At 72.2% G+C, this 12,097-nt stretch carries 11 protein-coding genes; 3 read left to right on the top strand and 8 right to left on the bottom strand.

Features of this window, described 5'->3' with window-relative positions; all coding sequences use genetic code 11:
• Position 1: 1 nt before the first annotated feature.
• Positions 2–253: a helix-turn-helix domain-containing protein gene (locus tag IE257_RS12765; RefSeq protein WP_189967928.1), complete on the bottom strand. Its 252-nt coding sequence runs from the start codon at positions 251–253 to the stop codon at positions 2–4.
• 64 nt (positions 254–317) lie between these two features.
• Here IE257_RS12765 and map point away from each other — a divergent pair, with 64 nt between their 5' ends.
• On the top strand, positions 318–1,085 hold the full coding sequence (gene map, locus IE257_RS12760) for a type I methionyl aminopeptidase (protein ID WP_189967927.1): 768 nt from the start codon (positions 318–320) through the stop codon (positions 1,083–1,085).
• 56 nt (positions 1,086–1,141) lie between these two features.
• Here map and ggt read toward each other — a convergent pair whose 3' ends face one another.
• Positions 1,142–2,944: a gamma-glutamyltransferase gene (ggt, locus tag IE257_RS12755; RefSeq protein ID WP_189967925.1), complete on the bottom strand. Its 1,803-nt coding sequence runs from the start codon at positions 2,942–2,944 to the stop codon at positions 1,142–1,144.
• A gap of 101 nt (positions 2,945–3,045) precedes the next feature.
• Between ggt and IE257_RS12750 the strand changes: the two genes are divergently transcribed.
• Entirely contained in the window at positions 3,046–3,771 is a 726-nt protein-coding gene (locus tag IE257_RS12750) for a hypothetical protein (protein ID WP_189967923.1), read from the top strand.
• Here IE257_RS12750 and IE257_RS12745 read toward each other — a convergent pair.
• From IE257_RS12745 to IE257_RS12720, 6 genes are all read right to left on the bottom strand, one after another.
• A complete protein-coding gene (locus IE257_RS12745; protein WP_189967921.1) occupies positions 3,731–4,990 on the bottom strand; it encodes a cytochrome P450 in 1,260 nt (419 codons plus the stop codon). The two genes, IE257_RS12750 and IE257_RS12745, sit on opposite strands and share 41 nt — an antisense overlap.
• 67 nt (positions 4,991–5,057) lie before the next feature.
• Positions 5,058–5,594, bottom strand: coding sequence for a hypothetical protein (locus IE257_RS12740; RefSeq protein ID WP_189967919.1), 537 nt, complete (start codon positions 5,592–5,594; stop codon positions 5,058–5,060).
• The gene (locus IE257_RS12735; protein WP_189967916.1) at positions 5,591–7,045 is read right to left on the bottom strand and encodes an ATP-binding protein; all 1,455 of its coding nucleotides are present in this window, start codon (positions 7,043–7,045) and stop codon (positions 5,591–5,593) included. The genes IE257_RS12740 and IE257_RS12735 overlap by 4 nt, the downstream gene beginning before the upstream one ends.
• 6 nt (positions 7,046–7,051) lie before the next feature.
• Positions 7,052–7,735, bottom strand: coding sequence for a response regulator (locus IE257_RS12730; protein ID WP_189967914.1), 684 nt, complete (start codon positions 7,733–7,735; stop codon positions 7,052–7,054).
• Between the two features lie 38 nt (positions 7,736–7,773).
• Positions 7,774–9,375, bottom strand: coding sequence for a murein biosynthesis integral membrane protein MurJ (murJ, locus tag IE257_RS12725; protein ID WP_229920339.1), 1,602 nt, complete (start codon positions 9,373–9,375; stop codon positions 7,774–7,776).
• A 131-nt stretch (positions 9,376–9,506) separates the two neighbouring features.
• Positions 9,507–10,676, bottom strand: a complete 1,170-nt coding sequence (locus IE257_RS12720) for a lipid II:glycine glycyltransferase FemX (protein WP_189967911.1) — start codon at positions 10,674–10,676, stop codon at positions 9,507–9,509.
• 187 nt (positions 10,677–10,863) lie between these two features.
• Between IE257_RS12720 and IE257_RS12715 the strand changes: the two genes are divergently transcribed.
• Entirely contained in the window at positions 10,864–12,093 is a 1,230-nt protein-coding gene (locus tag IE257_RS12715) for a L,D-transpeptidase (RefSeq protein ID WP_372452999.1), read from the top strand.
• The last annotated feature ends 4 nt before the right edge of the window (positions 12,094–12,097 follow it).

Genomic DNA, 12,097 nt, shown 5'->3' with positions numbered 1-12,097 from the left:
CCTAGACGGGCACGGCCGCGCAGCGCCGCAGTACGTCGTCCAGGGAGAGGCCGAGCGCGTCCGCCAGGGCGGCGACCGTGAAGAAGGCGGGCGTGGGCGCGCGGCCGGTCTCGATCTTGCGCAGGGTCTCGGCGGAGAGCCCGGCGCCGGCCGCGACCTCGACCATGCTGCGGCTGCCTCGGGCTTCGCGCAGCAGCGCGCCCAGCCGCTCGCCGCGCTCGCGTTCTTCGGGGGTGAGAGGGGTACGGACCATGCCCTCATCCTACCCCGCACACCAATAACTATCCCGTCATTGTTATACCGGTATAGTTATTGGCATGGTGATTCTGAAGACGGAACGAGAGATCGACGAGATGCGCGCCGCGGGCCGGGTGGTCGCCCGCGCCCTGGCCGCCGTACGGGAGGCCGCCGACGTGGGGGTGTCCCCGCTGGACCTGGACCGGGTGGCGCGCGAGGTGCTCCGCGAGGCCGGCGCCACCTCGCCCTTCCTGGGCTACCGGCCGCAGTTCGCGCCGGTGCCCTTCCCCGCCGTGGTGTGCCTCTCGGTGAACGACGCGATCGTGCACGGCATCCCCGGCGACCAGCGGCTGCGGGACGGCGACCTGGTCAGCGCGGACTTCGGGGCGGAGCTCGGCGGCTGGGTCGGGGACGCGGCGGTCAGCTTCACGGTCGGCCGGGCCCGCCCCGCCGACCTCCGGCTGATCGAGACCTCCGAGGCGGCCCTCGCTGCCGGGATCGCCGCCGCCGTACCGGGGAACAGGATCGGCGACATCGCCCACGCCGTCGGCACCACCTGCCGCGCCGCCGGGTACGGCGTCCCGGACGGCTTCGGCGGCCACGGCATCGGCCGCGCCATGCACGAGGACCCGGGCGTCCCCAATGAGGGCCCGCCGGGACGCGGTACGAAGCTGCGCCCCGGCATGGTCCTCGCCATCGAGCCGATGCTGATCGCGGGCGGTACGGACGACTACAGCTGCGACCGGGACGGCTGGACCCTGCGCACCGTCGACGGCAGCCGGGCCGCGCACTCGGAACACACGGTCGCGATCACCGCCGACGGTCCGCGGATCCTCACCGTCCTCTAGGGGGCGGCTCGGGTCGTGGCACAGGTCCTGGCGCAGGTCGTGGCACGGTCGTGGCGCTACGGCCTCCCGTGCGGGTGGACCACCATGGCCGAGCCGCCGCCCCGCCGGCTGGTCTCGGCCGCCGCCAGCCACCGGCCGTCCGGCAGCCGCTGCACGCCGGTCGCCGCACCGATCTCCGGGTTCTGCCGGAAGCCCTGGCCGATCGCCTCCAGCTCCGCGCGCAGCGGGCTGTTCCACAGGCCCGGCTCCAGCTCGGTGGTGGTCTGGTTGCGCTGGCTGGCCCGCGGCGCGGCGATCGCGTCGACCAGCGGCAGGCCCCGGTCCAGGTGGCCGATCAGAGTCTGCAGCACGGTGGTGATGATGGTGGCACCGCCCGGGGAGCCCACCGCGAGCACCGGGCGGCCGTCGTCCAGCACGATGGTCGGGGCCATGGAGGATCGCGGCCGCTTGCCGGGGCCGGGCAGGTTCGGGTCCGGGACGCCGGGTGCGGCCGGGGCGAAGGAGAAGTCGGTGAGCTCGTTGTTGAGCAGGAATCCGCGGCCGGGCACGGTGATCGCGCTGCCGCCGGTGGACTCGATGGTCAGGGTGTAGGAGACCACGTTGCCCCAGCGGTCGGCGGCCGTCAGGTGCGTGGTGTTCTCCCCCTCGTACGTGGTCGGCGCGGCCCTGCCGGTGGTGGCGCAGGGCGCCGGGTCGCGCGGGTCACCGGGGGCGAGCGGACTGGTCAGCGCACGGTCCGGAGAGATCAGGCAGGCGCGCGAGTCGGCGAACCGCTGGGAGAGCAGCTCGCGCGTCGGCACCCGCACCGCCGCCGGGTCGCCGACCCAGCGGCCCCGGTCGGCGAAGGAGATCCGCGAGGCCTCGATGAAGCGGTGCAAGTACTGCGCCTCGGACAGCTTCGAGAGGTCGGTCCGCTCCAGGATGTTCAGCGCCTCGCCGACGGTGGTGCCGCCCGAGGAGGAGGGGGCCATGCTGTAGACGTCCAGGCCGCGGTAGCCCACCCGGGTCGGATCCTGCCGCTTGGTGGCGTACGCGCGCAGGTCGCCGGTGGTCAGGTCGCCGGCGCGGACCTTGCGGGTGGCGGCCGGGTCCACCGGAGGCGTGCGGACGGCCCGGACGATGTCCTCGGCGATCGGCCCCCGGTAGAGGGCGCCGGTCCCCTTGCGCCCGAGTTCGGCATAGGTGGCGGCCAGGTCCGGGTTCTTGAAGGTGGAGCCGACCACCGGCAGGGCGCCGCCCGGCAGGAAGAGCTTCGAGGTGGCCGGGAAGTCCTTGAAGCGGTCCTGGTTGAGCTCGGTCTGGGCGCGGAAGGTGCTGTCCACGGTGAAGCCGTCTCGGGCCAGTTTCTCGGCGGGCTTCAGCAGTCTGTCGAGCGGGCGGGTGCCCCAGGCGTCGAGGGCGCTCTTCCAGGTGGCGGGGGTACCGGGGACGCCGACGCCGAGTCCGCTGGTCTGGCCCTCCGCGAAGGGGATGGGCAGGCCGTTCTCCTGGAACAGGGCCTCGGTGGCCGTGGCGGGGGCGGTCTCGCGGCCGTCGATGGTGTGCACGCGGTGGGAGCGCGCGTCGTAGTAGACGAAGTAGCCGCCTCCGCCGATGCCCGCCGAGTAGGGCTCGGTCACCCCCAGCGCGGCGGCGGTGGCGATCGCCGCGTCCACGGCGTTGCCGCCGGAACGCAGGACGGCGATGCCGGCGGCCGACGCGTCGGCGTCGACACTGGCCACGGCCCCGCCGTACCCGACGGCGACCGGCACCTTGGCCGGTGGGGCGGTCGTGGGGGTGGGCGGGGCGGCGGCCCCGGTGGAGACGAGCGCTCCGGCGAGGGCGACGAGCGCTAACTGACGTGCGGCGGGACCACGCATCCGGTTCCTCCAGTCGACGGCCGGTCAGGCCTAGTTCGCGCAGCGTAACTTCACTGCACCCCCCGCGTCAGGAAGGCCGGGCGGCGGCTACCATCCGCCGCATGAATGACGACGTGCGCAACATCGTGCTCGGGGTGATAGCCACTGCCGTCAGCGGCGGGTTCGGCTGGTTCGCCCGGACCTATCTGTGGCGTCGTGCGCTGCGCCGCAAGCAGGTGTTCTTCGGGCTGCCGCCCGGCTCCGACTGTCTGTTCGTCGTCAACCGGCAGATGGGCGGCAAGGAATCGTCGGTGCACCGCAACGACGCCTTCGCCCTGCTGGAGATATCCGCGCTGATCAAGGACTGCGGGGCGAACGTCCAGATCGTCACGCACGACGAGGCGCGTCAGGGCTTCGGCGAGCGCGCCGAGTTCTGCGTCGGCGGCCCGACGTCCAACACCCGTACGGTGGCACACCTGGCCTCGATGCTGCCGGGGGTACGGGTGAACGTCGATACCCAGGAGCACGAGGACCGGGGCGCGATCCAGGTGGGCGGCGAGGTCTACCGGTGGGCCAAGGAGCAGGTGGAGTACGTGCTGCTGGCCAGGCTGACGGCCGCGCAGGGCGGCCGGCCCGTCTTCCTGCTGTCCGGGCAGACGGCGGTCAGCAACCAGGCCGCCGCCCGCTACCTGGCCCGCCACCACGAGCGGCTGGCCCGCAAGTACGGGAAGGAGTCCTTCTGCCTGGTGCTGAAGGTGGTCAACTCCCACGCGTACGGGCCCGATGTGACCGAGCTGGCGGCCGATGTCACCCGGGCCGCCCTGACACCCGTACCGGCAGCCGCGTGATCCCGTTGATGAAGTTCGACACCAGCCGGCGCGGCGGGCCGGCCAGTTCCGGCGCGGGCATCGCCGCGCACCACTCCTCGTAGAGGATGCGCAGCTGGAGCCGGGCGAAATGGGCGCCGAGGCAGACGTGCGGGCCGTCCCCGAAGGAGACGTGCGGGTTGGGCGTGCGGGCCAGGTCCAGGCGGCCGGGGTCGGCGAAGACGCGCTCGTCGTGGTTGGCGGAGGCGTGGAAGACCACCACCTTGTCCCCGGCGCGGATCGGCTGCCCGGCCAGTTCGGTGTCGGCGGAGGCCGTGCGGCGGAAGCTGAGCACCGGTGGGTGGACGCGCAGGAGTTCGTCGACGGCCCGGTCCATGGGGGCGGCGCCGACCGAGAGCCGGCGGTAGGCGTCCGGGTCCCCGGCCAGCGCGAGCAGGCCGCCGGGGGCCGCGCTGCGCACGGTGTCGTTGCCGGCGACGGTGAGCAGGAAGAAGAACATCTCCAGTTCGGCCGGGTCCAGTCCGGCCCCGGCGAGGGCGGTCATCACGTCGTCGCCGGGACGTGCGCGCTTGTGGGCGGCCAGTTCGCGGGCGTACGCGAACATCTCGCCGAGCAGGGCCGGCGAGCGCGGGTTGAGCGGTGTGCCGTCCGGGCCGAGGAGCGGGGCCGGGGCGTCCTCGGGGTCCTGGTAGCCGATGATCCGTACGGTCCACTCCAGCAGCAGGGCCCGGTCGGCGGCCGGGACGCCCAGCAGGTCGGTGAGGTTCAGCAGCGCGTATTCGTCGGTGACGGTGCGCACGAGGTCGGCGGCGCCGTCCTCGGCGCTCTCCCGTGCGGCGGCGAGCAGGGTGCGGGCGCGCTCGCGCACCCTCCCGGCGAAGGCGTCGACGCGGGCCGGGGTGAAGGCCCGCGATACGAGCCTTCGCAGTCTGCCGTGCTCCGGCGGGTCCTGGTTGAGCATGGTGCGGCGCAGGAAGGGCAGGTCGGCCGGGTCGGGGTCGCGGATCTGGGTGGCGCCCAGCCAGGAGGAGTAGGTGCGGTGGTCGCGCAGGACCCGGACGACGTCGGCGTGCCGGGTGACCGCCCAGAAGCCGGGGCCGGCGGGCCAGCCCCGGATCTCGGGTTCGGCCTGCCACGCCACGGGGTGCCGCTCGCGCAGCAGCCGGTAGCGCTCGTGCGGAACTCCGGCGGCGTAGATGCGGGGGTCGAAGACGTCGGGGACGTCCGCGGCGTGATCCATGGGGCCACCGTGACGGGTGCGGGGCCCACCCGCAAGAGTGCGGCCCAGGCGCGACCGGGCGGGCCGGTCAGCGGTTCAGGTCGCACTCGTCGGAGGGGAGGGTGGTGTCGGTGCCCTGGAGGATGACGGGGCTGAGGGTGTCCGCGACGGCGGAGACGCCGACGGTGCACACCAGCTGCTTGCGGGCCAGTGCCGACAGGTCGCCCACGGGGAACGGCACACGGACCGTCATCCCGCGCTCCTGCGCGTACGGGCTCACCGCCACGGCGTCCGCCGTCCCGGAGGGCAGCCGGGGCAGCGCCGTGGTGAGACCGGCCTCCCCGGCCCGGCCCGTGGGACCGTCCAGCAGCAGGCGGACGAGCGCCGCGGGCCCGAGGGTGTAGCCGTCGAACAGGGTGAACGGGGTCGGGACGAGCCGGTCGCCCTCCTTGGACACGAAGTACAGGACGGTGTTCTTGCCGGCCCCGGGGACCTTGACGGACGCGGCGTGGCCGCTCTCGATCACCCCGGTCCGTTTGATCCCGCATCCGGTGAGCAGCAGGGCGCAGCCCGTCAGCACCGCCGTGGCCGCGGCGGCCCGGGAGCTCCTCCTCCGGCGTGTCATACCCGGGCCTCCAGTGGCATGTCGAGGGTGAAGACGGCCCCTCCGGAAGGCCCGTTGCCCGCGAGGAGGGTGCCGCCGTGCAGGCGGACGTTCTCCAGCGTGATGGCGAGGCCGAGCCCGCTGCCGGCGGAGCGGGTCCGCGCCGCGTCGGCCTTGAAGAACCGGTCGAAGATGTGCGGCAGCACCTCGGGGGCGATGCCGGGTCCGCTGTCGGCGACGTCGATCAGCAGCCGTTCGCCGTCCTGGCCGCCTCGGCCCGGTGCGGTCCGTACGGTGACGCGTACGGGCGCGCCGCCGTGCCGCAGGGCGTTGCCGACGAGGTTGGCGAGGATCACGTCGAAGCGGCGCGGGTCGAGCCGGGCACGCACCCCGTCGGGCAGTTCGGTGACGACCCGGTCGTCGATCCAGTGGCGGCGCTCCAGGGTCTTGCGGACGGCTTCCGCGATGTCCACGTCGTCGAGGTTGAGCTCGGCGGCGCGGGCGTCGAAGCGGGAGATCTCCATCAGGTCCTCGACGAGGACGGCGAGTTTGCCCGTCTCGGCGCTGACCAGGCGCAGGGCCTTGGCGGTGTCGGCGTCGAGGCGCTCGGCGTCCTCGTCGAGGACCTCGGTGACGGCGAGCATCCCGGCGAGCGGGGTGCGCAGTTCGTGGGAGACGTCGGAGGCGAAGCGGCGGGCGCGGACCTCCGCCTCCTGGAGCTCGCGCACGGACTGCTCCAGCGCGCGGGCGGTCTCGTTGAAGGTGCGGGCGAGTCCGGCGAGTTCGTCGGCGCCCCGGACCTCGATGCGGGTGTCGAGGCGGCCGCGGCCGAGGTGCTGGGCGGCGCGGCGCATGTCGCGGACCGGCCGCAGCACGCTGCGGGCGGCCAGCAGCGCGGGCACGATAGCGATGGCCAGGCCCGGGACGGCGCCCTGCTTGGCGGCGTCCACCATGGCCTCGACGGTCTGCCGTTCGGCGGAGAGCGGGACGCTGGCGAAGAAGACGGCCCCGGTGGATTCCTTGAATCCGTTGTGCTCGAAGACGGCGGGGACACCGACCGTCAGCCACGGGTTGCCGCGCGCGTCCTCGACCCGCTGGAAGGCGGTGTAGTCGTGGCGGCGGACCCTCTCCCGCAGGTTGTCGGTGATCACGCCGGAGGTCGGTGTGTCGGGGTTGGTGGAGACGCGCAGGCTGCCGTACTCGCCGAAGACGATCCACGGGTGCGGTTTGCCGCGCTTGCCCAGTTCGATGACGACCCGCTGGAGCTCCGCCTGGTCCAGCGGCAGGCGTATCTCCTGCTGTTCGACCTGGTCCCGCAGCGTGCTGATGGCGGTGTCCTGGGTCTGCTTGAGGATCGCGTTGCGCGCCTGCTGGTAGGTGAGGGCGGCGGTGGTCACCGCGCTGATCGCGGCGACCAGCAGGAAGGCGGCGATCAGCCGGGTGCGCAGGCCCAGTGGCGCTATGCGTCGCACCGGGGCCTACAGGGGCCCGAAGCGGTAGCCGAAGCCCCGCACGGTCTGTATGTAGCGGGGGCTCGCGTCGGGGTCCTCGACCTTGGTGCGCAGCCGGCGGACGCAGGCGTCCACGAGCCGGGCGTCGGCGTGGTAGCTGTGGTCCCAGACGTACTCGAGGAGCTGCTGGCGGGAGAAGACCTGCTCGGGCGAGGCCGACAGGTGCAGCAGGAGCTTGATCTCGCTGGGGGCGAGCGGAACGCGTTCGCCGTTCTTGGCGACGCTCAGCCCGGCGCGGTCGATGGTCAGCTCGCCGTGGTGCTCGACCCCGGGGCGGGCGCCCACCGGGTCGCTGAGGCGGCGCAGTACGGCTTTGATGCGGGCCTCGATGACCTCGGTGCGGGCGGGTTTGACGATGTAGTCGTCGGCGCCGGCCTCCAGGCCGACGACTATGTCGAAGTCGTCGCCGCGTGCGGTGAGCATGATGATCGGCACCTGGCTGTTCTCGCGTATGCGGCGGCAGACCTGGACGCCGTTGATTCCCGGCAGCATCAGGTCGAGGAGGACGAGCTCGGGACGGAAGCCCGCCATCAGGGCGAGCCCCTCCTCCCCCGTCTCGGCGGAACTCACCTCGTGGCCGCGGCGGCGCAGGCCGAGGCCCACGCCCTCCCGGATGGAAGGGTCGTCCTCGATCAGCAGTACGCGTGGCATCCGGTCAGTATCCCAGGGTGGTGCGCGGCCTCCCCCGGCTACCGGCCGATCTTGCGCCGCAGGGAGTCCAGCAGGTCGGTGATCTCCGTCAGGCGCAGCGGCCCGGCGAGGAGTACGACGACCAGTGCGAGGGCGGCGGTTCCCGCCCCGACCGCGGCGAAGTTGCCGAAGGGGTCGGCGGCGCGGGCGGCCGCGTACCCGACGACGGCCGCCGGCGCGCAGGCGGCCAGCAGCCGGACGTGGGTCCGTACGGCACTCGCGCGCCGTTCGGTACGGGTCCCCGTGCGCGGGCCGAGCCTGCGGGCGAGGGTGTACGCGGTGACGGCGGCGCCCGCGAGGAAGGCGATGGAGGAGGCTGCGGCCATGCCGGTGACCGCCCAGCGCGGGGACAGCAGGAAGTAGGCGGCGGCGGACAGCCCGGCGTTGAGCCCGGCGATGACCAGGTTCAGGAAGAAGGGGGTCCGGGTGTCGGAGAGTGCGTAGAAGCCGCGCGAGAGGACGTACTGCGCGGAGAAGGCGATCAGGCCGGGTGCGAAGGCGATGAGCATGCCCGCCATGACCTCGATGTCGGCGGCGCCGGTGCGGCCGTACTCGAAGACGCTGCCCATCACCCAGGGCGCGAGGGCGGCGAACAGTGCGGCGGCCGGCACCACGAGGGCGGCGCTGGAGCGCAGGGCGTAGGAGACGTCGCGGCGCACGGTGGCGAGGTCGCCCTCGGCGGCGGCCGAGCTCATCCGGGGCATCAGGGCGGTCACGAGGGAGACGGTGATGATGCCCTGCGGGACGATCCACAGCATGTAGGCGTTGCTGTAGGCGGTGTAGCCGGCGCCGCCGGCGAGGCCGGCCTCGACGGCGTGCTGCCCGGTGGTGGTGGAGAGCCGGGTGACGACCCAGTAGGCGATCTGGTTGGTGAGGACGAGCATCACCAGCCAGCCCGCGTTGCGCAGCGGGCGGCCGAGGCCGCTGCCGCGCCAGTCGAAGCGGGGGCGCCAGCGGAAGCGGGCGGCGCGCAGCGAGGGGACGAGGGCGAGGGCCTGCAGGACGATGCCGGCGGTGGTGCCGAGGCCCAGGAGCCGGGTCTCGGCGGCGGTGAGGCCGCCTGCGGCGTCGTGGGAGATGGAGAGGAAGAGCCCGAAGACGCCGATGATCACGAGGTTGTTGAGGACCGGGGTCCACATCATGGCGCCGAACCGGCCGCGGGCGTTCAGCACCTGGCCGAGCAGGGTGAAGAGCCCGTAGAAGAGGATCTGCGGCAGGCAGTACCGGGCCAGGGCCACGGTGGTGCTCGCCTGGGCGCCGCTGTAGTCGGTGTACGCCGAGACGATCAGCGGTGCGGCGAGGACCGCGGCGGCGGTGAGCGCCACGAGGGCCGCGGTGCAGGCGGTGAGCAGCCGGTCGGTGTAGGCGGATCCGCCGTCCGCGTGCTCCTTGGCGGCCCGGACCAGTTCGGGTACGAAGACGGCGTTGAGCGCGCCGCCGATGAGCAGCATGTAGATGATGTTCGGGACCGTGTTGGCGACGGCGTAGCCGTCGCCGAGGAGTCCGGTGCCCAGCGCCGCGACGACGACGGCGGAGCGGATGAAGCCGGTGGCGCGGGAGACGATCGAACCGGCCGCCATGAGCACGCCGCTGCGCAGCACCGAGGTCTTCGCGGGTGCCGCGCCGCCGGTGCCCTGCGGGGCGGCCGCTCCGGTGCTGGTGTCGGTGTCGGATCCGGTGCCGCTGTCGGCGGCCGCACCCGCGCCGGTGGCCGTGCCGGTGTCGGTGGCCGTCACCGGCGGGCCAGGTAGGCCTGGAACGCCTTGTAGAGCGCCGTGTTGGCGACTCCGTCCATCGGTATCTCCCACTCTCCGAGCGTCTCGACGACCTGTCCGCCGGTGCCGAGCTTCCAGCGCAGCAGACCGTACGAACGCGCCGCGGGGTCGAGGGTGGAGGGTACCCCGCGCATGTCGTACTCCAGCGCACCGAGGGCGTGGGCGTCGGACATCATGCGCCACTGCAGGGCGTTGCTGGGCCGTACTTCGCGGCGGTGGTCCGCGGAGGCGCCGGTCTGGTACCAGACGCGCCTGCCGGCGGTGATCATCGTGTGGGCCGCGAGGATCTCCCCCTGGTGGACGCCCAGGTAGAGCCGCATGCGGCCCGGCTCCTCCTCGTTCAGCACCTTGTACTGCTGCTCGTAGTACGCGAGCGAGCGGCCGAGGCGGAAGCCGTCGCGCTCCTCGGTGATGCGCAGCAGGCGGTAGAACTCGGGCAGGTCCGCGAAGGTGCCGATGACCGTCTGCACACCGGCCTTCTCGGCCTTGCGCACGTTGCGCCGCCATTCCTGGTTGAGGCCGGCCCACACGTCGTCGAGGGAACGGCCGGCCAGTGGCACGCGGAAGACGTGGCGGGGCTGGGCGTCGCCGTCGTCCTCGCCGCCGCACCGCCTCCAGCCGCGGGTGCGCAGCCGGTCGGCGAGGGCGGCGCCCACCGGATCGACCTCGGTGGCGAGGACGTCGGATATCTGCCGGCCGGGCCCGGAGCCCGACTTGGCGGTGGCCGCGTCCCAGCGGCGGTAGGCGGGGGTGGGGCCGATGCGGGCGGCGAAGGCGCCGGAGGTGCGCAGGTGGCGCATGAGCGGGGTGAGCCAGCGGTCGATGTGCGGATCGGACCAGTCGGCGACGGGGCCCTCGGGAAGGTAGGCGAAGTATTTGCGGGTTCCGGGAAATTGCCGGTAGAGCACGAGCCCAGCACCCTGAATCTCTCCGTCCGGATAGTGCCATCCGACCCTTTCCGAGCGCCACAGGTCCTTTACGCGGGCCCAGGACGGGTACTGGAGAAAACTCGCCCCGCCGTGCCGGGAAAGGAAAGCCTGGTATTCGGCGACCGACAGGGTGCGCACGCGGAGCTCCCGGTCCTGGTCATGGTCCTGCTGGGCGGGGTTCACGAGCAGTGCACACACAGCTGCCGGCCTTCCTGTTCGTCCTGACGGGCTCTCACCGGACTGTCACAGCCGACCGTGACCGAAGTGCGCGGCGTTTGTGACGGGATGATGACCGTTTCGCTGCGGTCGACGTCACAAGAGAAAGGACGAATTTTTTCCCCGATTGCGGAACCTGAAGTCGAGTGGTTCGCATCCTCTTTTGCGGATGTTCACCTTCGCCGCTCCTGGAAAGGGCCCTTCGTTGAGCCGTATACGCCGCACCGCCATGGCGGGCACCGCACTTCTTGCCGCCTCGCTGACCGCCTGTTCGGGCGGCAGTGACGGTGGCGGTGACGACAAGGGCAAGGCCGAGCCGAAGCCGAAGGCGGCCATGGCGGTCTCGGTCAACCTCACGGGCGATCAGGTCAAGGCGGGTCAGCCGGTGATCGTGACCGTCGCCGAGGGCAAGCTGGCCCAGGTGAAGGTGACCGACGCCAAGGGCGCGGAACTGCCGGGGAAGATATCCGACGACGGAAAGACCTGGACCTCGGAGCGCAACGCCCCGCCCGGCGCGGAGTACAAGGTCGAGGCGCAGAACACGGACAGCCAGAGCGCTACCGCGCAGTTCAAGACCGGACCCGCCGACAAGGTGAACAAGGTCTCGATCAACATCTCCAAGGGCAGCTCGGTGGGCGTGGCGATGCCCGTGTCCCTCGTCTTCGACAACCCGGTGACGAACAAGGCCGAGGTCGAGAAGCAGCTCAAGGTCACCACCTCGGACAACACCGAGGGCTCCTGGGGCTGGATCAAGGATCACGACGGCAAGGACCGTGTCGACTGGCGGCCCAAGGACTACTGGAAGTCCGGCACGGACGTGAAGGTCGAGATGCACCTGAACGGCGTGGACTCCGGCAAGGGCGGCGGTCTGTTCGCCCGGGACTACAACACCGACTTCAAGATCGGCAAGGACCGCCGGATCCAGGTCAGCCTCGACACGAAGAAGATGTCGGTGACCCAGGACGGCCAGGCGCTCAGGACGATCCCGATCTCGGCCGGCACTCCCGGCGGCAAGAAGGCCTCCTGGTCCGGGAAGATGGTCATCATGACGAAGGAGGGCACCATCCGGATGGACTCCCAGACGGTGGGCCTGGACAACGCCTACGACAAGATGGTCGATTACTCGATGCGGCTGACCTGGTCCGGCATGTACGCGCACGCCGCCCCGTGGAACGAGGGCGCCTTCGGCCGCGTCAACAGCAGTTCCGGCTGCGTGGGGATGAGCGACGCCGACGCCAAGGAGTTCTTCGGGCAGTCCCAGGTCGGAGACCCCTTCGAGGTGGTCGGCGGGGGCTCGAAGGGCCAGGCCGAGATCGGCAACGGCTACGGCGAGTGGAACCTGTCGTGGGACCAGTGGAAGGCCAAGAGCGCCCTGTCCGGCGCTCCGCAGAACGGCTGAGCGC

It is taken from the genome of Streptomyces avidinii (genome assembly GCF_014650695.1).
Classification (GTDB): Bacteria; Actinomycetota; Actinomycetes; order Streptomycetales; family Streptomycetaceae; genus Streptomyces; species Streptomyces avidinii.
Note: the sequence above shows the minus strand (reverse complement) of the source record. Positions and strands in the feature narration are given on the sequence as shown.